We start from the raw sequence: 21,992 nt of genomic DNA on the forward strand, positions 1-21,992 counted from the left end.
ATGCTGGGAAAGGTAATCTGCCACCATGCCACGCAAGACCTACACAGAGGAGTTCAAGCGCGACGCTGTTGCGCTCTACGAGAACTCCCCAGGTGCCTCGCTCAAGACCATCGCCGTGGACCTCGGAATCAACCGTGCCACCCTGCATAACTGGTTGAAAAAGTACGGGACAGGTGCGCGTACCAAAACCCGCACCGCAGAGTCGCCCTCGTCGATGTCGGTGACCGAGGCTGAGCGGATCCGCCAGCTGGAACGGGAAGTCAGCCGCTTACGCGAAGAGCGCGATATCCTGCGAAAGGCTGCTAAATATTTCGCGGAAGAGACGAACTGGTGATCCGCTTCCAGTTCGTTGACGACGCCCAGAAGAACCATTCGGTTAAGCGGTTATGTGACGTGTTGAAACTCAGCAGGTCCTCCTATTACAAATGGAAAAACAGCAGCTCAGCCCGGAGGAAACGACTCATATCCGACGCCATCCTCGGTGCACGGGTCAAGACTGTATTCACTGCCGAAAATGGTTGCTACGGGGCCAAGCGGATTACGGCTGAACTTAAAGACCAGCCGGGTCATGAGCCCGTGAATCACAAGCGGGTTGCGCGGATCATGCGTGAACTCAAACTGTTTGGCTACACCAAGAAACGCAAGGTCACCACCACCGTGTCAGATCAGAAGAAACCAGTGTTCCCTGACCTTGTCGGCCGTAAATTCACTGCCGACAAGCCGAACCAGGTCTACGTCGGTGACATTACCTATCTGCCGATTGCAGATGGGTCGAATATGTACTTGGCTACGGTCATTGATTGCTATTCCCGCCGGCTGGTTGGCTTCGCGATCGCCGATCACATGCGCACATCACTGGTGCAGGATGCGCTGGTGATGGCCAAAGGCCAGCGAGGGAGCATGAAGGAAGCAATTTTCCACTCGGACCACGGCAGTGTGTACACATCGAATGCGTTCCAGGACACCTGCACCCAGTTGGGGATCAGGCAGTCGATGGGATCAATTGGGACCAGTGCGGACAACGCTTTGGCGGAGTCGTTCAACGCGGCCCTGAAGAGGGAAGTCCTTCAAGATTCCAAGACCTTTGCCAACCAGTTGATCTGCCGGCGGGATGTTTTCCGCTGGTGTACCCGTTACAACACGGTGCGCCGACATTCCTGGTGTAAATATCTGGCTCCTGTGGTGTTTGAGGAGCGCTGTCCTGCTATCCTAAGATCTGCTTCTTGATTAAATCCTCCGTGTCCACTTCCCGGGGGTCGGGCCCAAGGCTGTGGCTCGCTGGATTGAGATCGTCTACAACCGGCGCCGTCGGCATTCAGCTATCGGGATGATCAGCCCTGTCGATTTCGAGGCCCGGATCGCTGACCAAGACGATAAAAAGAAAGCCGCTGCTTAACCACTAAGTAGCTTAACTACGTGTCCACAATTTGCGGGCAACCCCAGTTTGGGAAGCCGCGATGATGCACTTGCCATGCAGTACCTGATTCCAAACTGGGAGTTTGACGCAAAGCGTCCTTGCTTAGTGCGCTAAACCCCTGTAGTTCATCCTTCTTCGGCCCCACTTTCACACGCACAATAACCGCGCAGCTGAAAGTGGGGCCGCATCATGCGGCCTGCAGTTAGCACCCCCACAGGAAGAATCACTAGAAATAGCATCTACATTTAAGTAGTGTATATACTTAACGCTGGACGGGGGTTAGAGCGATGAGATTCTCGTGCACCGTTATTTTGCACTACGTCAGTACTATTCAAGGAGAATTCCCTATGAAGCGCATTACTACCGCCGCTTTGGCAGCAATCACCGCTTTATCCCTGTCCACCACTGCAGCATTCGCAGAAACCAATGAGGACGACTCCTCTTCAGAGATCACCAACTCCTCCAACACGGAAAATGCTAGCGATGAGGACTCCTCTTCCCTACCTGGTTCTTCCGAGAAAGAAGATAACGGAGAAGGCGGCAATACGTACGATACCGAGGTATCCCCAGGACATGAGTTCTCCTCTGAGACTGTAGAGGGTTCCGCAGACAGCAGCTCCGAAGAAAACCAGGATTCTTTAGCTGATCTTCAGGAGAGCATCTTCGGTTCCTCCTATGAAAATGATGCCGAGCAGGACTGGGCATTGGGCTCTTCCGCTGATGCTTTGATCGGCATTCTGCTGGCCATTGGTGCTGCATTCGCAGCTGTTTCCGGTCTGATCCCAGGGCTGTCTATCTAATTTGAAGAGACATTTGGGCACACTGCAGCCTTCGCTCCGCGCAGCGCGTGCTTGATCGCCTAATGGTTTCTAAAGATTTGCAGAATTCAATCTCCGCTCACCACGCGTAGTTCCTTCATAAAAAGGGCACCGTGGCGAGGTGGAGATTTTCTATCTGTAGCCGTCGCTTTTCATTACCAATGCTTATGCAAGTCCCAAAAGCTTTTTCAGCTCAGGACTCACGCCAGTTGCGGTGACCTTAATGTCCGAAGGCTGCTGATAGTCCGCGCGCTCAAGCATCGCTTGGGTACCGGGTGTGGTCTGACCACCCGGACCGAGGTTGTCCACCTCAATGCTCTTGATCTTGCGATATCCCAGTTTTGAACTCACGGTCGCTGATACCACATTGGCGTCCGCCCAACTAGTGGTCAGTTGTGAAGCACCAAAATGATTGAACGCGGTTGCAGCTAAAGCATGGCGCACCAATGTACCCAAGCCTTGGCCTTGGTATTTGTGATAAATCCAAGAGCCAGTCTCAATAGACTTGGTCTCCGGAAAATCAGGGGCACGCATAGAGAGAGTGCCAACTACCTCTTCACCGCGCATCACGATGAAATCTAGCCACCACTGCGTTGGGGAGGTTTGCGCGCGGTTGAGCCAACGAAATTGTGCCGAATTATTGTCTTCATCAAAGAGCCAGCCAAAGGCATAGTCCGGGATATCGGCGCCGTATATATCCGCAGGTGTCACACCGGCAATCGCGGCAATGTGTTCATCGCGCATCACCCGCAGCGATAGCTCATCACGGCCATTGCTGACTGTGATTTCTAATCCAAAAGGTGGCCAGATGAACTCAAGTTCCATGCCGAAAGGTTACCAGCAATTATTTCATGGAAGAATAGCAATCATGTCCACTTCGCACTCTCATGCCCCACAGGTTGCACCTTTAAGCTCATCTGGTTCAACAGCAGCTGTCATCGTCACGCATAATCGCGTGGAATTGCTGCGCGCATCGCTTGAGCAAGTGGTTGCCCAAACCCACCCGGTGAAGTGGGTTATCGTCGTGGATAATGGCGCTGAAGCAGCCGTGAAGAACCTGGTGGAAGAGCTCGCCGGTGAGCGAGCCGTCTATGTGGCATCGAAGACCAACCTGGGCGGCGCCGGCGGTTTCGCGCTTGGATTCCTGACCGCGTTATCCCTCGGCGCCGACGCCATCTGGTGCGCTGATGATGATGGCTGGCCTGCCGATGCCGCTGTGCTCGCCGAGCTTTATCGCGTCGCAGAAGCCAACCAGCTGCATGAGGTTTCACCAGCTGTATGCAATATCAATGACCCTGGCGCACTCGCATTCCCGCTACGACAAGGTCTCGTCTGGCGCCGCCGCATGGAAGAGCTCGAAGGCGACTTCCTGCCGGGTATCGCATCGCTTTTCAATGGTGCACTTATTTCGGGCAAAGCCATGGAAATCATCGGCGTACCCGATTACCGCTTGTTTATTCGCGGTGATGAAGTGGAATACCATCGCCGCCTGGTCAACTCTGGCCTGAGCTTCGGCACTGCACTGACCTGTGCTTACCTGCATCCGGATGGTTCGGATGAATTCAAGCCGATTCTTGGCGGCAAGATGCACACGCAATACCCAGAAGGCGAGTTCAAACGCTATTTCACCTACCGCAACCGTGGTTACCTGCTGTGGCAGCGCGGCATGCGCAAGCTACTGCCCCAGGAATTCGCGCGCTTTGGCTGGTTTTTCCTCGTCCAGCAACATGACCCCAAGGGCTTTATGCAGTGGCTTAAGCTCCACAACCGCGGCCGCCGCGAAGACTTCCGCCGGCCCGAACATGGCTAAAAATTAGACCTCGCGGATTTTTGGTGCGTTGCGAAAAATCAACCACCGCTGCACGAAAAAGTTAATAATGGTGGCGGTACCTTGCGCGATGATAAACGCCATGACCAGTGCATAAGTGGAGCGCCATTCCAAAGTGTGGTCGAAGAATGGAAATGCCCAGCGATAGATCACGATGTTGATGACGTAGGTAATGCCGTAGGTCAACGCCACCAGCGCAAAACGCCGCTTGGATGGCTCGGCACGAAACGTCCACCGACGGTTGAGCAAATAAGCCGTTAAAGTACCGAAGAAAAAGCCGACCGAGCGCGCGCCAATATTTCCTAAAAGCTCCAGCGCAATCTGAAAAATCCAGGTCAAACTCGCATCAATAACGGCAGAGATACCGCCAGTGATAGCAAATTTGGTGGATTGGCCTTTCAAAGAATGCGATTTGGCCAACCGTTCAGCGCCTTGAGAAGTCATCGCGTTGACCTTACCTACTTCGATTTAAAAACAAATACGCGCTGGATGACAAAGTTCGTCACCGTCGCCACACCCTGGGCGATCACGAATGCCACGGTGTCTTTTGTGAGTCCAGTCAATCCTAGTGCCATCAGTGGTGATTCCAGCAGCCAATACAAGATATTCTGCACGGCAAAGGTGGAGGCATAGAGCAGGGCAACGCTGATAGCGGTCTTGCCGGATACCTTTGCGCCAAACGTCCAGCGTGCGTTCACGAGATAGGCGGCGATGGTGCCAAAGACCCAGCCAATAGCTTTTGCCGCAGAGCGGTGCAGACCGAAATAGGTCAAAAGCATAGTGACCGAATAGTCCAGGATCGCGGTGAAGATGCCAACTAGGACAAACCGCGAAAGCTGGGTCTTTAAAGAATTATTCGATGAAGTCACGAACGGTTAGCCTACCCCACGCAACAGCGCACGGAAGATATCTAAACGGTCTACTGGTGCTGCCGCGTCGGGTCCGCAGGCCCCAACTGACGCCAAAACGCTTGCCGATGCCGGACACATCCCCCAGATTTCATCCGCCGTCAGCTCGCGGCCATCATCATCAATCCACCCCAAGGCCTCCATCGTGGTGGCGGTGACTGAGTCCATCAAATCCGGGGCGCCCATACACGCCAATCCCAACACGATGGACCAAAATGCATCTTGTCCTTCGGTGGTCACCTCACGCGGAAGGGTGGAAATCTGATTCCACTTTTCTTCGGATAAGTCCACGTCATGGTTCAAATCCAAGGCTTGCAGCAGCGGGACAAAATCGAAGAGACGAGAGCGTTCAATTACCCCGCGTGCAGGTGGCGTGAGATACGTGAGTACCTCATCAATGACTTCCTGCCCGGTCAGCTCCGCGTTAATCGCGGTGAGATCAAATCTAGTTCCAGGGAAGGAGCTGGAGCCCCCAACGCACAATGCTTGTGGAGTACCGCTATCGCGCGGATAAATCTCAGCAACTGTGAGGTCAAAGTCCCACAGTCCCCAGGTGAATTCCACCACTTCACCCTCGCGCCAGAGAAATTCAGCGATGTGGTGGTCCGGATCAATGCGACGAGATTCTAACTCTTCTTCCGAATTTTTTGCCCGTCGGTAGAAGTGCCACGGTGATTCTTCATCTGGAAGAGCGAAACAAATAGTGATGACGTCATGCAGCTGAGCAAAAGTCATGGCGTCATTGACACCAATATGCCGGTGAACTTCAGCGTCCTCGCGAACGTTGGATACTTGCAGGATGACGGTCAGTGGTTCCCGGCGTAATTCGACAGTCTTGTCCACATCATCGTGGCTCTTCGACCCTGCGTGGCCTCGTTGTTGTTCACGTTTCTTCCGGTCACGAAGGCTGTCGAGGTCAAATACTCCAGTGCCTGACATAGTGCCCAGCGTACTTAATTCTGATTCGGTGCGGTGCGCGCTGCGCATTCGCTAGCGATGAAAACCAGGACCGCGCCAATCCCGCCAAAGAGTGTCCATGGCTTCTTCATTCCCTTCTTACGCAGGAATTTTGCTAGCTTGCGCATACCGAATATCTTGAGAGTTCCACCGACGGCCACGCCGGCGATCAGCTGCCATAGCGGGAACGTGGATTCTTCCGGCACCTGCGGACTATGCTCTTCATCCTCATCAATGGCGTTGAGGTAGCCCACCAGACCGGTAAAAGACGCCAACGTCAACACATAAGTTGCAATCAAAGAACCTGGCTTCTTTATGTAATCCGGGAAAGACAACGCCGTGCCCACAAAGCCCGCCTGCACCACGCGGCCAGCCAAGGTGTCATCCAGGGCGTAGTTGTCTTCTTCTACGTACTCGGTGTTAACAGAATCATTTGTCATAACGCCCCAGAATACCCGCCAAGTAATAGTGCGTGGGAAAGCTTTGAGCTCCCAACAGCCACCAACCTGAATAAATTAGTACAAGAACACAACTGGAAATCGGCGGGGAAAGTCACTGCGTAGGGTGCCTAAGAGTAAGGTCATAGCCATGAACGCAAGTACCAACCCACCTGCACAAAAGATCATTTTGGACTGCGACCCAGGCCATGATGACGCAATTGCCTTGCTGCTGGCTCACGGCAACCCAAATCTTGAGCTATTGGCCGTTACCACCGTCGCGGGAAACCAAACCCTAGAAAAGGTCACCACTAACGCACGTGCCCTGGCACGCGTTGGCAACATCACTGGCGTGCCTTTCGCCGCAGGCGCATCCCGTCCGCTCGTTGGCCCGCAACTCATCCCAGATGAGATTCACGGCGAATCGGGACTGGATGGCCCAGAGCTACCCGCTCCCGGCGCGCCATTGGAAGACACCCACGCGGTCAACCTGATCGCACAGGTAATTGAAGATAATGAGCCAGGTTCGGTCGTTATTGTTCCAACTGGTTCTTTGACCAATATCGCCCTCTTTGCGCGCATGTATCCCCAGCTGGTCGAGCGGGTCGGTGGCATCACCCTCATGGGCGGTGGCCACCACACCGGCAACATGACCCCAGCAGCCGAGTTCAACATCCTGGCAGACCCAGAAGCAGCGGCGATTGTTTTTGAAGAGTCCTGGCCAGTCACCATGATTGGCTTGGATGTCACCCACCAGGTTCTCGCAGTTCCTGAACGCATGGAAGAGCTCAAGAGCATCGGTACCGATGTTGCGCAGTTTATCGCAGAGCTCGTTGAGTTCTTCGGCGCTTCCTACATGAAAGAACGCAACTACCCAGGCCCACCAATGCATGATCCATTGGCGGTGGCAGCCGTTGCTGATCCGTCCATCGTTCGCGTTCTGCGCGCACCCATCTATGTGGAAACCCAAGGCGCTCATGCCCGCGGTCAGACCATCGTGGACTTGCGCCGCACATGGTCCAATAATGATCCAAGCGGCCTGGCTCTCGTTGATGATCATGATGAGCCAGATGCTTCTACCCCAAATACCTTTGTCGCAGTGGATGTGGATACCGAGAAATTCTGGGATCTCCTCTTTGACGCCCTTCGCCGCATTGGCGACACCAACTTCCAGTCCTAGATTTAAACCAGGAGATCCTTGTGTCCAATTCTCACTCCGTGACCGGAAATAACGCGCGCGTTGTTGACCCGGTTGACTCCCGCAAAGGCGGTCTGCCACTGCTGATGACCGTGCTGATCGCCGCCGCGGTGGCGTTCCAGCTCAACGCATCAATGCTCTCGCCCGTGCTCACCACGATGGCGGAAGAGCTCAACACCGACGAAGCCACCGTTGGTCTTACACAAACCGCCTTCTTCACCGGCGGTGCACTGTGTGGTCTGTTCCTGCCACGTCTTTCCGATATTGTCGGCCGCCGCCGCATTCTGCTCATCATGCTGTCTGTAATGGCAATTGGTGGCGTTATCGCAGCGCTTGCACCGAATATTGGTGTCCTTATGGTTGCCCGCGCGCTGCAGGGCATTGCTGGTCCTACCATTCCAATGACCCTGATCATCCTGCGCAGCCAGGTCAAGAATGAAGTCCGCCTGGGTACCTTGCTGGGTCTGGTTGCCGCGATTAACGGCGGCGTCGCCGGTATTGACGTGCTGGTCTCTGGCTGGATGGCTGAGAACTGGGGCTTCCGTTCTGTCTTCTGGCTCATTGCTATCGTCGGCTTCATCGCCGTCGCCATGGTTGCCCTGTGGGCACCAGAATCTAAGCCTTCCAGTGGTATCAAGGTCGACTGGTGGGGCGCGCTGTTCCTGGTCATCAGCGTTTGTGCCATCACGCTCGCTGTTAATGAGGCCGGTAAGGCAAGCGCTGCCAACTGGGTATCTGTCATCATCGGCCTGGTCATTGGTTTGGCTATGTTCGTGGTCTTCTGGAAGTGGGAAAATAAGCAAGACCAGCCACTGGTGGCACCGAAGTACCTCAAGCGCCGTTCCACCTGGGGCTTGCTGTTAACCACGGTGTTGACCATGACCGGTGTCTTCGCTGCTGTTAATGGCGTGGCCGTTTCTCTGGCTCAGAACCCAACCGCGGGCTTCAGTATGAGCGCTGACGCCGCTTCCCTATTCTTGCTCGCACCGTATGCCCTGATTGGTTTGGCAGTTGGTCCTTTCGCAGGCCGCTACGCACCAGTTATCGGCTACGGCAATCTGCTGCGCATCGGCAATATCGCCTCCGCTATCTTGTTGCTGCTTCTGGCTTTCGTCGGTGTTCACTCCAAGATTGTGCTCATCCTCGCGGTCATCCTGCTGGGTGTCACCTACGCCGGTATCGGCAACATCGTGCTCAATAACCTGGGTGTTGTGAACTCACCAAAGGACAATGAGGGCTTCTTGCCAGGCATGAACTCCGCAGCATTCAACCTGGGTGCTGGAGTTTCCTTCGCCATCCTTCCGGTCTTCATGGTCGCCGGCTCCCCTGCGGGCTCGGATTCGACAGCAGGTTACACCACCGCATTCTTGGTCGCCGCCATCATCCTGGCCATCTCAGCTGCTACCTCGCTCTTTATCCCAAAAGTCACTGCTGCTGAAGCCGAAGGCGCCGTCGTCTAAGGCAACTATCTCACTATCGCCGTTCCCGCAGTATCTCGCAGGGACGGCGATATTCTTTTCCGCAGGCTTCCAAGCGCTAAGCTGGATTGCATGTATGACGGCAAGATGGAAAACCTCACCCCAGCTCAGCAAGCGGCGCAAGATGAGCGTTCAGAAAATGACAAGCGCAATGGCCGTTTCATCGCAGCAGAGCACACGAACCTGCCGCTCAATGACTTCATGACGCGTCTGATGGCCCAGGAAATCCCGATGCTAGATTCCAACTCCCGCGGCCTGGTCTACAAACTTCTGCGCGAATATGAGGGTCCAGAAATCACCACGCAAGAAGAATTGCCACAAGAAATCCGCGACATCATGGATCTCTATTAAATCTATTCCCCAGGAACCAATAGTCCGCTTTCATAAGCAAGGATGACCAGCTGCGCTCGATCATGCGCATAAATCTTGGTCATGATCCGGTTGACATGGGTCTTCGCTGTGTGCGGGGAGATAAAGAGAGTCTCGGCAATCTGCTGATTAGACAGTCCCCGGCCCACGAGCTAAAGGACTTCGCGTTCTCTTTCTGTCAATAGTGCCAATTTGCGCGCTGCTTCTTCTGACGCCACCGGGCGCGGGCCTGGTGAGCGCACATACTGTGCAATAAGACTCCGCGTTGCCACGGGCGATAACAGTTCATCACCAGCAGCAACTGCGTGTACTGCACGGATAATTTCTTCTGGTTCCGCGCCCTTACCAATGAAACCGCTGGCCCCGGCGCGCAATGCGGATACCACGTATTCATCTTCTTCAAACGTGGTCAGGATTAATACCCGGCTATTGCTATTCGCCGGATCCTCACAAATGCGTTGGGTGGCTTCAATTCCATCAAGCCGCGGCATGCGAATATCCATCAACACGATGTCCGGTTGCAGACTCGCTGCCATTTCAGCTGCCTCGATCCCATCGGCGGCAGCACCCACGACGTCAATATTCTCAGCGCTGTCCAGGATATCCACCACCGCTTGTCTCACCAATACCTGATCATCTACTACAACTACGGTGGTCACAGCGTTTCCTCTCGGTTTCTGGTGCGGCTGCTCAACGGCAGCTCGGCAATCAATGTAAATGTACCGCGTGATTCCTCTGCGGTGATTTTTCCACCCACCGCGCCCACTCTTTCGCGCAATCCCGTCAGCCCTAAGTTTCCTGACGGCGCATCTGGTTGGTTACGGCTCGTACCCAATACCGGGTTAGTCACCTGAATGGTCACGGTCTTAACATTGCCGTTCTTGACAGAAATATCGAGTGCCGCATTTCCACCAGAGCCGTGATTGTGCGCATTGGTTAGTCCTTCCTGCGCCACCCGGTAGGCAACACGGCCCGTGGTTTCATCCACCAGTGACTTATCACCGGTGAAGTTATGCTCAACGTGAAGACCAGATTCAGTGACCGTTGCAATCAAAGCATCAATGTCATCGATCCCGGGCTGCACCATCCATTCCGAACCGCTGGCACTGCCGGCGGTGTCATCGGCACGCAAGTAGCGCAACAATACGCCGATATCACCCAGCACATCGCGCGCGGCGCTACGAATAGTGGCAAGGGACTCTTTAGCTCTTTCTGGCTTGGTTTCTAATGAACTTGAAGCCACTCCGGCATTCAGGCTAATCACGGAAATACGGTGCGCGACGGTGTCATGAAGATCCTGCGCGATACGCAGGCGTTCTTCGGCAACGCGCCGGTGGGTTTCAGCTTCGCGGGTTTGCTCGGCACGTTCCGCGCGTTCCATTGCAGCGCGAGTATATTCACGGCGCGAGCGCGCGCTGTCCCCCAGCGCGGTAGCAATAGCAATGGCGGCAGCAATTTGGAAGACCTGCGGCTCAATCACCATGTGCTCATTGACAAATACGCTCACTACGGCAACGATGACCGCGCCGATGGCACCGAAAGTCCAAGCCTTCACGCGCGGCACGTTATTGGCCACAGCAAATACCGCAACCACCGCGCCAATCCCTGGACCCAATGCGGGCACTCCTGCAAGCACCGCGGCTAAATACGCGACAAAACTGAGCAGATAAACCGGTAACGGCCAACGTCGGCGTAATGGCACTGCCACCATAGTGACCACAGCCAGCGCTAATCCAATCAGCGCAAAATACTGATTAGGCATGTGCGGGACTGGCCCGCCGCCTGGCCCACCAGGAAATATCCCCGGAAAGCCACCGGGCATGGAAAAATGGTGGCGATCAGTATCAACACCATGATTCCAATGTCTACTACCCACGCAGGCAGCCACATTGAACGATCCTTCGGCTTTGGCTGCTGCATATGCCCCGTTGCTCCTTCTATTAGTGCCTGATTCTTTCCTTTAATTCTGTCAGCCTAGTGAGCTTTTACGCGTCCCACCGTGGGGTGAGAGAAATATACCGCGGATGTAGTACACGAAATACTCCTGCGGGGCGATTTCAAATCCTCGCGTTCAAACAACAATGAGTTCATACCTAATCGTGCTGCGGAAAAACACCCGCAGAAAATGAGAACAGGAAGGACTTATCCAATCTCATGAACCAACCCAGTAACGTGAGCCACAAGCTTCGCGCCCCGGGTAAATTGCATGCCTTCAACCGCTATGAGTTGAAGTACTTGGTACCAGAGGACAAGGTTCCAACAATCCGCGAGGAACTCAACCACCAGATGATTCGGGATCCATATTCCGGGCCACGCGGCTACGGCGTGTGGAGTGTCTACTATGACACGGACAAGCTGCGTTTCTACCGCGAGAAAATTGAGGGCTTCAAGTTTCGTCGCAAGCTGCGCATCCGCCGCTATGGCGAAACCGGCGGTGCCGATGAACCGATTTCGGAAGATGCCATGGTCTCTGTCGAAATCAAACAGCGCGTCAATCGCGTCACCCAAAAACGCCGCGTCATGCTGCCCTACCACTTGGCGCTCGACCTATGTGACCGCCGCCAGCGCATTGAATACCCCGGCGCGGATCAAAGCTTCATTGATGAAGTCCTAGATCTCATCGTCCGCCTGGATCTGCGCCCCACCGCAATGACCGGCTACCGCCGTGAACCTTATGTGGGCACCGATGCTGACTTGGGCCTGCGAGTCACACTCGACCACCGCATCCGCGGGCGCGACCGTGACTTTGACCTGCGCTCAGAGGCCGAAAGCCGCTACATCATCCGCCCAGACCTGGCAGTGATGGAGATCAAAGTCAACGAGCGCGCACCGTATTGGGTCACCGATATGGCAGCCCGGCACGACTTACAGGTGCAAAGAATCTCCAAGTATTGCCAAAGCGTCGAAGCCCACGGGCTCGCCCCACGTTCCGTCTTCCACGCGCCTGAGGAAGAACACGTTGACCCCTCACAAATTGTGAACGCCTCCACCAACTAACCACCACTTATATAAGGAGTAACTTCCATGGATCTCGATTTCGGTCTCACTGACCTCTCCGGCACCTTCAGCGTCGCCGATGTATTACTGTCACTTTCCCTTGCGTTTATCTGCAGCCTCGTTGTCGCATGGGTGTATCGCAACACGCACAAAAACATCAGCTATAGCCAGGGCTATGTCCAAACGCTCATCATCTTGGGCATGATCATCGCGCTCATCATGTTGATTGTGGGCTCGAATATTGCCCGCGCATTCGCGCTGGTCGGCGCGTTGTCTGTGGTGCGTTTCCGTAATGCCATCAAAGAAACCCGCGACGTCGGCTTCATCTTCCTAGTCATGGGTATCGGCATGGCCTGCGGTACGCGTTTCTACTCGCTGGCCATCATCGCCACCATCGCTATCTGCCTAGTCATCGTGCTCATGCACCGCTTCAACTGGTTTGCTTTGGACGTTCAGCGCCAGGTAGTCAAGCTGCAGGTGCCTGCCGATGGCGATGATTACGCACCGCTTATCGATGACATCTTAATCCGCAACACCACCGAATATGAGCTGATTAGTACTGAAAGTGTTCGCAGCGGCTCCTTGGTCGAGTACAGCTACACCGCACGTCTGAAGAAGGGCGTGAAATCTTCTGACCTTATTAATGAGCTGCGCGTTATTAACGCTGGTCAAAAAGCTACCGTACTAACCGGATACGACCAGACGGATATGTAAGAAAATGTCTCATTCCATAACTAAGAAACGGATACCGCTCAAGCACCGATTACCGGTGCGGCTGCGGCACCACTGGAAGTTACTGGTTGCCGCCATTGCTATCTGTCTTGCCATCGCGCTGGCTTTTGGCACCAGCATGGTGCGCCCGTACATCACCTCAGAGCTGGTATCTGAAACCGTCATTGTAAATGACATCGAGGGCGAAACGGACCTCTTTGATGAGAACGAGCACACCATTGAGATCACCTTCAACCAGTCGGAATACGAGGACATGCTCGAAACATTCCGGACTGAAGGCGAAAAAGAATACATCCGCGCCGATATCACTATCGATGGCACCCTCATTGAAAACGTTGGCTTGCGCCTGAAAGGCAATTCCACCTTGCAGTCTCTCAAAAGCACCAACACTGACGAAGACAATGCCGAGGGCGGTCGAGGCGGCATGGGCATGACGCAGCTATCTGAGGAGAAACCGGAGGAGTTGCCATGGCTGATCAGCTTCGATGAGTTTGAGGAAGGCCGCGCTTTCCAAGGCAAGACCGAAATTGCGCTACGCCCCGCGGCCAGCGGTTCCGATGTTGCGCTCAATGAAGCACTTGCTTTGTCGTTGACTGCGGAAAGCGGCCAGGTCACGCAAGACTTCAGCTACTCCACGGTCACCGTCAATGGTTCAGAGGCCGCCACCCGCTTGGTGGTTGATACTCCTGACACTCAATGGGCCGATGAGCTCGGTGACGGCGTGCTGTACAAGGCTCGCGCTGGCGGCTCGCTGGAATATGTTGGCGATGACCCCACGGACTATGAGGAATCCTTCAACCAAATCAATGGCGAGGGCGCTTATGACCTACAACCAGTGATGACGTTGATGAAATTCCTCAATGAGTCCACGGACGAGGAATTCGCGGCTGAACTCGATGACTACGTTGATACGGAGTCTTTCACGACGTATCTGGCAACCCAGGAAATCTTGTCCAATAATGACGCCATGGACGGCCCGGGCAATAACTACTACCTCTGGTACGACACCACCGAGGAACAGTTCACCGTATTGTCCTGGGACCTCAACATGGCCCTTTCCGGAGGCATGGGCGAGACAACCGATGAATCCGCTACCGAGGACTTCCAGCAGATGCCGCAAATGCCACAGGACGGTGAAATGCCCGAGGGCATGGAGATGCCAGCTATGCCGGAAGGCGGCGCCGGTGGTGCTGGCGGTGGCATGGGCGATAGCTCAATCCTCAAGGAACGCTTCTTAGAGGATGAAGAGTTCTACGCTATGTATGAGCAGGCTTATGCAGAACTCTATGAAACGTTGATTGCCAGTGGTTATGCGGAGCAGACGCTGACAGATCTGACCACGCGGGCAGAAGCTACTGGTGACACAGGTGCGGCAACGTTGGCGGAAAGCATTCGTTCGAGTTTGGCATCGTTAAGCGAAACTGCCCCTGAGCCCAGCGCCGGAATGGGTATGGGACGAGGTGGACGGGGCGGACTCGGTGCGACTGAAAACGTCGAAGACGTCTAAGTGATATCCGGTCCGGCGATCGTTGTACTGAAAATCACCTGTGTAAACGGTGAGTTAGCGAAGTTGCGCAAGTAATACATCCATAAAGCTAGGTAAGCTTGAAAACTATGGAATTGCACACCACCGTAAAATCTCTACATGGCTGGGGCCGTACCGCCCCAACGACCGCACATGTGCTGGCAACCTCCGACGTTGAGGACATCCGTCAGGCCGTTGCCATGGTCGCTGATGACAACGCCGATAAGCCAGAGCACCTGCGCCGCGGCGTCATCGCCCGCGGCATGGGCCGCTCCTACGGCGACCCGGCGCAAAACGCTGGTGGCCTTGTCATCGACATGCAGTCACTGAACCGTATCCACTCCATCGACCCGGAATCAGCAATCGTTGATGTTGATGCCGGTGTCACCCTGGACCAGCTGATGAAGGCCGCACTGCCTTTCGGCCTGTGGGTTCCGGTCCTGCCGGGCACCCGCCAGGTCACCATCGGTGGCGCCATTGGTCCTGATATTCACGGCAAGAACCACCACTCCGAGGGCTCCTTCGGTGACCACGTCACCAGCATGGAGCTACTCGTTGCTGATGGCCGCGTCCTGCATTTGACCCCAGAGGGCACCGATGATGACCCAGAAGCCGAGCTATTCTGGGCCACCGTCGGCGGCATGGGTCTGACCGGCATTATCCTGCGCGCAACCATCCGCATGACCAAGACCGAAACGGCTTACTTCATCGCAGATACTGAGCGCACTGCCAACCTGGATGAGACCGTTGCGGCTCACTCCGATGGTTCGGAACATAACTACACCTACTCCTCGGCGTGGTTCGATGTTATTTCTCCTGAGCCAAAGCTCGGCCGTTCCACTATCTCTCGTGGTTCTTTGGCAACGCTGGCGCAGCTAGAAGAGTTCGCCCCAAAGCTGGCGGCGGATCCGTTGAAATTCAACGCGCCACAGCTGATGACTGTGCCAGATATTTTCCCATCCTGGACCATGAATAAGTTGACCTTGATGGGTATCGGTGAGGCCTACTACATGATGGGCGCGCCGGCGAAGAACCAGGTCAAGAACCTGACCCAGTTCTACCAACCGCTGGACCTGATTGGTGAGTGGAACCGTGGCTACGGCTCTAAGGGCTTCTTGCAGTACCAGTTCGTAGTGCCGATGGATGCGGTGGAGCCGTTCAAGGACATCATCCGCGATATGCAAAAATCCGGCCACTACTCAGCACTGAACGTGTTCAAGCTATTCGGCCCTGGCAACAAGGCGCCGTTGAGCTACCCAATGCCAGGCTGGAATGTTTGCGTGGACTTCCCCATCCGTCCGGGTCTGGGAGATTTCCTGGATGACCTAGATAAGCGAGTCATGGAATTCGGTGGCCGTTTGTACCTGGCTAAGGAATCCCGCACCTCTGCGGAAAACTTCCACCAGATGTACCCAGAGCTTGAGGGCTGGTTGACCACCCGCAACAACATTGACCCAACGGGCGTCTTCGCCTCCGACATGTCACGCCGCCTCGAGCTGCGCTAAGAAAGGAATCTTCATGCTTAACGCAACTGGACAAGCACAACACATGCTGCTGCTCGGCGGCACCAGCGAAATCGGCCTAGGTATCATCGCCGAGTTTCTAGAGCGCGGCCCATCCAAGGTCACCCTCGCTGCACGCGAGGATTCCCCACGCATTGCTGATGCAGTTACTTCTTTGAAGGCTCAGGGCGCTGACGTGGAAGTTATCGACTTCGACGCAACTGACTTTGAGTCCCACCCACAGGTCATCGACAAAGCATTTGAGCGCGGCGACGTTGACGTTGCTGTCGTAGCCTTTGGCACCTTGGGCGATCAGGAAGAGCTGTGGCAGGACCAGGCTAAGGCCGTGGCTTCTGCACAGATCAACTACACCGCACCAGTTTCCGTGGGCGTGCTTTTGGGCCAGAAGTTCAAAGCTCAGGGTCACGGCACCATCGTGGCGCTAAGCTCTGTCGCCGGCATGCGCGTGCGCCGCTCCAACTTTGTTTACGGCGCATCCAAGGCTGGCACCGATGGTTTCTACGTCAACCTCAATGAGGCCCTGCGTGGCTCCGGCGCGAATGTTCTGGTTGTTCGCCCCGGCCAGGTTCGCACCAAGATGTCCGCTGACGCCGGCGAAGCACCACTGACCGTGGACGTCCAAGATGTTGCTGAAGCAACCGTCGAAGCAGTACTCGAGGGCAAAGATTCTATCTTTGTCCACCCACTGTTCCAGTACGTTTCTTTGGCATTCAAGTTCATCCCGCAGACCATCTTCCGCCGTCTGCCGTTCTAATCTCTGCCAGAATAAGTAGCCACCGCTTACCAGGTTTATCCCCTGCTAAGCGGTAATTTTTATACCTGCACACGGTTTCTTCTTCGGGTGTGTCAAAGAAGCCGGAATGTAGAAGCGGCTGAACGTGCTGGTGTGAGTCTTCAAATGGTCCATTGAGTGTCATGAATTTATTTCCCGATTCGGCAACAAAATCCCGTGTAGCGCATTAGGCTTCGATTAGGCACCGTTTCCTATCTGGGACTAGTACGACGCGCGATGTACGAACATTCACTCATTCCTCGGGAGATCCTATGAAAATCCCTGTACGTCACCGAAGTAAATCCACTGCCTTCAAAGCGTTGGTTCTAACAACATTGTTCAGCCTCTCCATACAGCCTGCTGCTGCCGCCTCAACTATTGGAGTAAACGATACAGCCAGCACAGTCAGTGTCTCTGAGCGTGAAACTTTGGCCGATTCACATCTTTTCCAAGAAGATCAAGCAATCGAGATTGATGGAGAGATTGGTTTAACACCTGCAGAAGTTGAGCAGCAACAACGCCAGCTTGAATCCGCCAAACAGCTAGAAGAACCCAACCCGGCGATAAACGGCGACATGTGGAGCGATGAAATCGAACTTCCTCAAGGAATTTCAAAACAAGAAGCCGACGCCGCAGAAGTAAGTATCGCAGCCTCCGAATTTCAAGAGGGTCCTAGAACAACAACCGCGCAGAGCACATCAACTTGCTCCACAATTTGGCCCAAGAACATCAAAGTTTGCGATGATATTCTTCGACAATATAATCGCCTGGGCGGAGTGACCAGCTGGCTGCTCTACCCAGTCGAGCGGCAGCACCGAAATCCTGACGGGAAAGGTTTTCGGCAAAAGTTTGCTAATGGCTGGATTTACTGGTCTCCCGAAACTGGTGCTCATGCAGTCGCACGCCACACTGCTTCAGTGTGGGCGACAAATGGCTGGGAAGCCGGCTGGATGGGTTACCCCACCTCCGGAGAAGTACCGGTCCAAGGAAATACCGGTATCGACGGCGAACTCACCGGTTGGGTACAAAAGTTCCAAGGTGGCAGGATTTACCGCAGCCAAGCACTCAATGGTTTCCACGTCGCAAGCATCAATGGGCTAATTCTTGAGAAATGGCTCGAATTAGGAGGTCCAGACAGCCCACTCGGATTCCCCACCGCAAATGAAGCAAAGACTTCGGATGGCAAGGGACGATTCTCAATTTTCCAAGCTGGTTCAATCTACTGGCATCCATCGCATGGGGCACACCCTGTTGAAGGAGAAATTCTCAATAAATGGTCCGATGCGGGTTATGAATCTGGCCGATTTGGATACCCGATCGCCGACGCAGTACCACGCGAAGGAAGTACATACGCTGACCAAGCTTTTCAAGGTGGGACAATTAATGGTGAATTATTTAAGGCTTCGCAGCCGATAGTAACGCCGTACATCTACTTCCCCACCGAAGCCGAGGCCAACCGTTATTTCGACGAGTTGGAAGACCAAATCCTCAATGGTAATGCTATTGCTTCTGAACCTGCCGTTTCAGCATTAACTGCAGGAAAGGAATATGGCCCTTGCACGCTTTACCCGGAGAACATTCACCTGCGCTCCAGCAGTGGACTTCAGACGGTAGGATTCAAAGCTCGTACAAGCTGCACAACAAAAGTTGACTCAATTGAGCATCAACTTCAGTTAAGAACTCACCACTGGTTCCCACCTCCACTTGGCAGATGGGTACACCGAACAGAGTTTTCCACCAACAATAACGGCCAGAAGTCCCTATACACCCAGAAGCTCGAATTCAAGTGTCAAGGTAATAGGCCGAATCTGTTCGGCGGCAGCGCGCGGGGAGTGATTGCTGTCGGCGGTAAGAATTATTATGCACGGGTCTATCCTCCCGCTGCTCGTATCGACTGTGGAGTGTGATGGAGATGCAACCTCTTCCTGGGCATCAATGGATCTGCGAAGCACGCGGATTCGGTTCCCAAATGAAATTAGTCGCCTACGTCCCTTGGGAATATAAACAAGAGCTTGAAGCCGCATTCCATGAAGGTGGCCCAGCACTTGCCGCATGGCAAATAGACTCCTCAACTATCGAGTACTCACAGCCTGAATGGCAGGGATTTACCTCCCCGGCAAGTATCGGTGACAAAGTGTGGCTCGTCGTGGCACGTCCCCAACAAGGACATATTCCAGAATGGGATGGACTTCGCCCTTATCATTTCGACAAGCGTGCTGAGGCAGAAAAAGAGATGGACTGGCTCAACGAGCACCACCCACACGACAACTACCTCATCGCATGTATAACAGTCGGCTGGGTAGCACCAATCGTGCTCGAAAAATCCGGATGGACACCACCCTGGTTTCCCATCGGCGGACGCGACCAAGACCAACCCTGGTTTCCCCGCAACTACGACGAAACCACCAAAGCACAATATTGACCAAAAGTAGCTTTCCTGCAAGAAAGACACATGAAGAAAACGCTTTAGGTCGGAAAATTATTATGCGCGGGCCTATCCCCGCAGCTCGAATCAAGTGTGGGGTGTAATGGAAATACAAGCTCTTCCTGGGTATCAATGGATCTGCGAAGCACGCGGATTCGGTTCCGAAAGGAAATTAGTCGCGTACATTCCATGGGAATACAATGAAACACTTATAGCTGCATCCCATGAAGGTGGCCCAGCACTTTTGGTCTGGCAGATGGAGTCTTCAGCTATTGAATACGCCCAACCCGAATGGCAAGGTTTCACTTCTCCCGCTAGCATTGGCGACAAAGTGTGGATCATTTCATCACGCCCAAAGCCAGGACATATCCCGGAATGGGACAGCAAACGCCCCCATCATTTTGGCAAACGCGCTGAGGCAGAAAAAGAGATGGACTGGCTCAATGAGCACCATCCGCTCGACAACTACCTCATCGCGTGCGTGACAGTCTGCTGGGTAGCACCATGGTTTCCCATCGGCGGCCGCGACGAAGACCAACCTTGGTTTCCGCGCGACTATGACGAAGCCACCAAAGCTCTATATTGAGCACTTGTAAACCTATGAGGCCGCTCCCATCTTTGATTGAGGGGGCGGCCTTTAATCAGGATTAGGGCAAAAGTATGGGAGACTAATCCCATGACTGTGACCGATTCAGCGGAGGCGCCTAAGCCTGCCGCCTCATCCCCCGTGCGCGATTCGCAGTCGTTGACTCCTGCCTCCCGTGACACCATGAGCCTTCTTGGTGTGCTTCTGGGTATGGCGGGAGCAGCGATTGGTGGAGGCGTTGTCACCCTGGCTGCCTGGTTTGTGTTCAAGCAGGTCTCATTACCGGCGTTTAATACCTCAATGGTGACCCGTGGATTATCCACCGCTCTCATTGTTGCGACCGTCGTTATCGTCGCTGGTTTGCTGTACCTGTGGACGACACGGGGCAAATTCAAGTGGCTGACCGTGGTGGCGGCGTATCTTTCACCGGCGGCTATTGTCATTGCCAGCCTGGGTATGCCGCTGTCTGCATCCAAGCTATGGCTCGATGGTATCCAGGTTGACCAGGTATTCCGTACCCAGTTCCTCACCCGTATGACGGTTGAGGGCGGCTATGCAGACATGAACTATGCCGATATGCCGACCTTCTACCCCATGGGCTGGTTCTGGCTCGGCGGGCGTATGGCTAACCTGCTGGGACTGGCCGGTTGGGAAGTATTCCAGCCTTGGTCCTTGGTCTCCATTGCCATGTCGTGCTGTATTTTGGTGCCGGTGTGGCAGCGCCTGACCGGTTCATTGCCGTTGGGTACGGTCATTGCGCTGACCACCACCGGTATCGGTCTGACGCTATCTACTGAAGAGCCTTATTCCGCCGTTATTGCGCTGGGCGTTCCAGCAGCCGCCATCATGTGCTCCCGCGCTTTCCACGGCTCGTGGGGATCCACGGTTGGCTTGCTGGTCTTCCTCGGAATTTCCGCAACCTTCTACACGCTCTTTACCGGTGCGATTGCCGTCATGGTGGTCTCATTCGTGGCTGTGGTCACGGCCATCGTGGATCGCTCTTTCAAACCAATTCTGCGCCTGATGGTCATCGGTTTCGGCTCGCTCGCCATCGCCGCTATCGCGTGGGGGCCATATGTTCTGGCAGCTCTGCGCGCAGATTACCCACTGGAATCCGCCGCGCAGCACTACCTGCCGGCAGAAGGCACTGAATTGCCAGTGCCATTCCTCGCGCCATCCTTAGTTGGCGTGATGTGCCTGGTCGGAATCATCTATCTGGTGGTGCGTGTGAAAAACGTGCACATCCGTACGCTCGGATGGGCGCTGATTGGCGTGTACCTGTGGATTATTGCATCCATGGTCATGCCGCTGTTGGGCACCACGCTTTTGGGTTTTCGTCTGGAAATCTTGGTGGTTCTCATCATGGCCACCGCAGGTGTCCTGGGCTTAGCGCATCTATATGAGCACTACCGCACCCGCGAGCACGTCACCGCGGTAGTCACCGTCATTGCGGCTCTTGCTGCAATTTTCTACATGCAGGGCATTCCCGCTGCGCACCAATCCGCGATTGATAATGCGTACACCGATACTGATGGCAATGGTGAACGCGCGGATAAATTCCCAGCTGACTCCGCCCGCTACTACCAAGAGATCGCTGATTTCTTCAACGAGCACGGCGCGGAAGTAGTCATGACGGATGAAAAGCTCTTCTTGGCGTACCACCCCTTCTATGGCTATAACGCGTTTACTTCGCACTATGCCAACCCTTTGGGACAGTTCAGCCAGCGTAATGAGCAGATGGCCACCTGGGCGAATGATTCATGGGATCAGACCCCTGAAGAATTCGTTGAGTCTTTGGAAAATAATCCCTGGGATGTTCCTGACGCCATGATGTTCCGCGGCAATGTTGAATCCGCAGATGATGGCTATAAGTCACACCTTGCGGTGGATATTTTCCCGAACCAACCGAACGTCCGCTATGACGCTATTATGTTTGACCCTGAGGTATTCAATGATTCCAATTTGTGGGATGTTGAACAGGTCGGTCCTTTCGTCGTTGTGGCACGAGTGAACTAAGGTATT

General features: G+C 54.5%; 22 protein-coding genes and 1 pseudogene. 15 read left to right on the top strand and 8 right to left on the bottom strand.

The genetic code is table 11. From position 1 onward, the window contains the following. Window positions 1-25 precede the first annotated feature (25 nt). Together ACG98I_RS10815 and ACG98I_RS10820 are read left to right on the top strand one after the other, a co-directional pair. Window positions 26-1,227, top strand: a protein-coding gene (locus ACG98I_RS10815) for an IS3 family transposase (RefSeq protein ID WP_394718078.1) whose coding sequence is annotated in 2 segments (ribosomal slippage) — window positions 26-320 and window positions 320-1,227 — 1,203 coding nt in all. Because the reading frame shifts where the segments join, the coding sequence is not laid out codon by codon here. Between the two features lie 537 nt (window positions 1,228-1,764). Then, window positions 1,765-2,217: a hypothetical protein gene (locus tag ACG98I_RS10820; protein ID WP_394720651.1), complete on the top strand. Its 453-nt coding sequence runs from the start codon at window positions 1,765-1,767 to the stop codon at window positions 2,215-2,217. Between the two features lie 183 nt (window positions 2,218-2,400). Here the strand turns inward: ACG98I_RS10820 and ACG98I_RS10825 are convergent, their stop codons facing one another. Next, complete coding sequence (locus ACG98I_RS10825) at window positions 2,401-3,060, bottom strand: GNAT family N-acetyltransferase (protein WP_394720652.1); 660 nt, start codon at window positions 3,058-3,060, stop codon at window positions 2,401-2,403. A 43-nt stretch (window positions 3,061-3,103) separates the two neighbouring features. Between ACG98I_RS10825 and ACG98I_RS10830 the strand changes: the two genes are divergently transcribed. Beyond that, window positions 3,104-4,045: a glycosyltransferase gene (locus ACG98I_RS10830; RefSeq protein ID WP_394720653.1), complete on the top strand. Its 942-nt coding sequence runs from the start codon at window positions 3,104-3,106 to the stop codon at window positions 4,043-4,045. A 3-nt stretch (window positions 4,046-4,048) separates the two neighbouring features. On the opposite strand, the gene ACG98I_RS10835 is transcribed toward ACG98I_RS10830, so the two are convergent. Genes ACG98I_RS10835 through ACG98I_RS10850 form a run of 4 tightly spaced genes read right to left on the bottom strand, consistent with a single transcriptional unit; the run spans window position 4,049 to window position 6,368 of the window. Continuing rightward, window positions 4,049-4,507 carry a GtrA family protein gene (locus ACG98I_RS10835; protein WP_394720654.1) on the bottom strand — a complete coding sequence of 153 codons (459 nt, stop codon included), beginning with the start codon at window positions 4,505-4,507 and terminating at the stop codon, window positions 4,049-4,051. 14 nt (window positions 4,508-4,521) lie between these two features. Then, window positions 4,522-4,932, bottom strand: coding sequence for a GtrA family protein (locus ACG98I_RS10840; protein ID WP_394720655.1), 411 nt, complete (start codon window positions 4,930-4,932; stop codon window positions 4,522-4,524). Window positions 4,933-4,938: 6 nt separating this feature from the next. Then, the gene (locus ACG98I_RS10845) at window positions 4,939-5,910 is read right to left on the bottom strand and encodes a hypothetical protein (protein WP_394720656.1); all 972 of its coding nucleotides are present in this window, start codon (window positions 5,908-5,910) and stop codon (window positions 4,939-4,941) included. Window positions 5,911-5,924: 14 nt separating this feature from the next. After that, on the bottom strand, window positions 5,925-6,368 hold the full coding sequence (locus tag ACG98I_RS10850) for a hypothetical protein (protein ID WP_394720657.1): 444 nt from the start codon (window positions 6,366-6,368) through the stop codon (window positions 5,925-5,927). A gap of 148 nt (window positions 6,369-6,516) precedes the next feature. Between ACG98I_RS10850 and ACG98I_RS10855 the strand changes: the two genes are divergently transcribed. The 3 genes from ACG98I_RS10855 (at window position 6,517) to ACG98I_RS10865 (ending at window position 9,392) form a co-directional block, all read left to right on the top strand. Further along, window positions 6,517-7,545 carry a nucleoside hydrolase gene (locus ACG98I_RS10855; RefSeq protein ID WP_394720658.1) on the top strand — a complete coding sequence of 343 codons (1,029 nt, stop codon included), beginning with the start codon at window positions 6,517-6,519 and terminating at the stop codon, window positions 7,543-7,545. 104 nt (window positions 7,546-7,649) lie between these two features. After that, entirely contained in the window at window positions 7,650-9,023 is a 1,374-nt protein-coding gene (locus ACG98I_RS10860) for an MFS transporter (protein ID WP_394720729.1), read from the top strand. 90 nt (window positions 9,024-9,113) lie between these two features. Beyond that, on the top strand, window positions 9,114-9,392 hold the full coding sequence (locus tag ACG98I_RS10865) for a hypothetical protein (protein WP_394720659.1): 279 nt from the start codon (window positions 9,114-9,116) through the stop codon (window positions 9,390-9,392). A 2-nt stretch (window positions 9,393-9,394) separates the two neighbouring features. On the opposite strand, the pseudogene ACG98I_RS10870 reads toward ACG98I_RS10865, so the two are convergent. The 3 genes and pseudogenes from ACG98I_RS10870 to ACG98I_RS10880 form a co-directional block, all read right to left on the bottom strand. Beyond that, a pseudogene (locus ACG98I_RS10870) lies at window positions 9,395-10,069 on the bottom strand (response regulator). Then, window positions 10,066-11,172 carry a sensor histidine kinase gene (locus ACG98I_RS10875; protein WP_394720660.1) on the bottom strand — a complete coding sequence of 369 codons (1,107 nt, stop codon included), beginning with the start codon at window positions 11,170-11,172 and terminating at the stop codon, window positions 10,066-10,068. Before ACG98I_RS10875 ends, ACG98I_RS10870 begins: the two are co-directional and overlap by 4 nt. Then, on the bottom strand, window positions 11,148-11,330 hold the full coding sequence (locus ACG98I_RS10880) for a hypothetical protein (RefSeq protein WP_394720661.1): 183 nt from the start codon (window positions 11,328-11,330) through the stop codon (window positions 11,148-11,150). Before ACG98I_RS10880 ends, ACG98I_RS10875 begins: the two co-directional genes overlap by 25 nt. Window positions 11,331-11,564: 234 nt before the next feature. On the opposite strand from ACG98I_RS10880, the gene ACG98I_RS10885 reads away from it, so the two are divergent. From ACG98I_RS10885 to ACG98I_RS10925, 9 genes are all read left to right on the top strand, one after another. Continuing rightward, complete coding sequence (locus ACG98I_RS10885; protein WP_394720662.1) at window positions 11,565-12,407, top strand: polyphosphate polymerase domain-containing protein; 843 nt, start codon at window positions 11,565-11,567, stop codon at window positions 12,405-12,407. Between the two features lie 27 nt (window positions 12,408-12,434). Next, on the top strand, window positions 12,435-13,121 hold the full coding sequence (locus ACG98I_RS10890) for a DUF4956 domain-containing protein (RefSeq protein WP_394720663.1): 687 nt from the start codon (window positions 12,435-12,437) through the stop codon (window positions 13,119-13,121). 4 nt (window positions 13,122-13,125) lie between these two features. Continuing rightward, window positions 13,126-14,646, top strand: coding sequence for a CotH kinase family protein (locus ACG98I_RS10895; protein ID WP_394720664.1), 1,521 nt, complete (start codon window positions 13,126-13,128; stop codon window positions 14,644-14,646). Window positions 14,647-14,753: 107 nt separating this feature from the next. Continuing rightward, window positions 14,754-16,169 (top strand): FAD-binding protein, encoded by a 1,416-nt coding sequence (locus ACG98I_RS10900; RefSeq protein ID WP_394720665.1) that lies wholly within the window; start codon window positions 14,754-14,756, stop codon window positions 16,167-16,169. 13 nt (window positions 16,170-16,182) lie between these two features. Next, window positions 16,183-16,941, top strand: coding sequence for a decaprenylphospho-beta-D-erythro-pentofuranosid-2-ulose 2-reductase (locus ACG98I_RS10905; protein WP_394720666.1), 759 nt, complete (start codon window positions 16,183-16,185; stop codon window positions 16,939-16,941). A gap of 290 nt (window positions 16,942-17,231) precedes the next feature. Then, entirely contained in the window at window positions 17,232-18,866 is a 1,635-nt protein-coding gene (locus tag ACG98I_RS10910) for an LGFP repeat-containing protein (protein WP_394720667.1), read from the top strand. Beyond that, window positions 18,866-19,381, top strand: coding sequence for a hypothetical protein (locus tag ACG98I_RS10915; protein ID WP_006823791.1), 516 nt, complete (start codon window positions 18,866-18,868; stop codon window positions 19,379-19,381). The genes ACG98I_RS10910 and ACG98I_RS10915 overlap by 1 nt, the downstream gene beginning before the upstream one ends. 106 nt (window positions 19,382-19,487) lie before the next feature. Further along, the gene (locus ACG98I_RS10920; RefSeq protein ID WP_394720668.1) at window positions 19,488-19,970 is read left to right on the top strand and encodes a hypothetical protein; all 483 of its coding nucleotides are present in this window, start codon (window positions 19,488-19,490) and stop codon (window positions 19,968-19,970) included. 90 nt (window positions 19,971-20,060) lie between these two features. Beyond that, window positions 20,061-21,986 (top strand): galactan 5-O-arabinofuranosyltransferase, encoded by a 1,926-nt coding sequence (locus ACG98I_RS10925; RefSeq protein ID WP_394720669.1) that lies wholly within the window; start codon window positions 20,061-20,063, stop codon window positions 21,984-21,986. Window positions 21,987-21,992: the final 6 nt, after the last annotated feature.

Source organism: Corynebacterium sp. L4757 (assembly GCF_043673995.1).
Taxonomy (GTDB): domain Bacteria; phylum Actinomycetota; class Actinomycetes; order Mycobacteriales; family Mycobacteriaceae; genus Corynebacterium.

Excerpts from the sequence above, each read along its gene's own strand:
- ACG98I_RS10820 (WP_394720651.1), top strand. The coding sequence starts at position 1,765 with ATGAAGCGCATTACTACCGCCGCTTTGGCAGCAATCACCGCTTTATCC.
- ACG98I_RS10825 (WP_394720652.1), bottom strand. The coding sequence starts at position 3,060 with ATGGAACTTGAGTTCATCTGGCCACCTTTTGGATTAGAAATCACAGTC.
- ACG98I_RS10830 (WP_394720653.1), top strand. The coding sequence starts at position 3,104 with ATGTCCACTTCGCACTCTCATGCCCCACAGGTTGCACCTTTAAGCTCA.
- ACG98I_RS10835 (WP_394720654.1), bottom strand. The coding sequence starts at position 4,507 with ATGACTTCTCAAGGCGCTGAACGGTTGGCCAAATCGCATTCTTTGAAA.
- ACG98I_RS10845 (WP_394720656.1), bottom strand. The coding sequence starts at position 5,910 with ATGTCAGGCACTGGAGTATTTGACCTCGACAGCCTTCGTGACCGGAAG.
- ACG98I_RS10850 (WP_394720657.1), bottom strand. The coding sequence starts at position 6,368 with ATGACAAATGATTCTGTTAACACCGAGTACGTAGAAGAAGACAACTAC.
- ACG98I_RS10855 (WP_394720658.1), top strand. The coding sequence starts at position 6,517 with ATGAACGCAAGTACCAACCCACCTGCACAAAAGATCATTTTGGACTGC.
- ACG98I_RS10860 (WP_394720729.1), top strand. The coding sequence starts at position 7,650 with ATGACCGTGCTGATCGCCGCCGCGGTGGCGTTCCAGCTCAACGCATCA.
- ACG98I_RS10865 (WP_394720659.1), top strand. The coding sequence starts at position 9,114 with ATGTATGACGGCAAGATGGAAAACCTCACCCCAGCTCAGCAAGCGGCG.
- ACG98I_RS10875 (WP_394720660.1), bottom strand. The coding sequence starts at position 11,172 with ATGCCTAATCAGTATTTTGCGCTGATTGGATTAGCGCTGGCTGTGGTC.
- ACG98I_RS10880 (WP_394720661.1), bottom strand. The coding sequence starts at position 11,330 with ATGCAGCAGCCAAAGCCGAAGGATCGTTCAATGTGGCTGCCTGCGTGG.
- ACG98I_RS10885 (WP_394720662.1), top strand. The coding sequence starts at position 11,565 with ATGAACCAACCCAGTAACGTGAGCCACAAGCTTCGCGCCCCGGGTAAA.
- ACG98I_RS10890 (WP_394720663.1), top strand. The coding sequence starts at position 12,435 with ATGGATCTCGATTTCGGTCTCACTGACCTCTCCGGCACCTTCAGCGTC.
- ACG98I_RS10895 (WP_394720664.1), top strand. The coding sequence starts at position 13,126 with ATGTCTCATTCCATAACTAAGAAACGGATACCGCTCAAGCACCGATTA.
- ACG98I_RS10900 (WP_394720665.1), top strand. The coding sequence starts at position 14,754 with ATGGAATTGCACACCACCGTAAAATCTCTACATGGCTGGGGCCGTACC.
- ACG98I_RS10905 (WP_394720666.1), top strand. The coding sequence starts at position 16,183 with ATGCTTAACGCAACTGGACAAGCACAACACATGCTGCTGCTCGGCGGC.
- ACG98I_RS10910 (WP_394720667.1), top strand. The coding sequence starts at position 17,232 with ATGAAAATCCCTGTACGTCACCGAAGTAAATCCACTGCCTTCAAAGCG.
- ACG98I_RS10915 (WP_006823791.1), top strand. The coding sequence starts at position 18,866 with ATGGAGATGCAACCTCTTCCTGGGCATCAATGGATCTGCGAAGCACGC.
- ACG98I_RS10920 (WP_394720668.1), top strand. The coding sequence starts at position 19,488 with ATGGAAATACAAGCTCTTCCTGGGTATCAATGGATCTGCGAAGCACGC.
- ACG98I_RS10925 (WP_394720669.1), top strand. The coding sequence starts at position 20,061 with ATGACTGTGACCGATTCAGCGGAGGCGCCTAAGCCTGCCGCCTCATCC.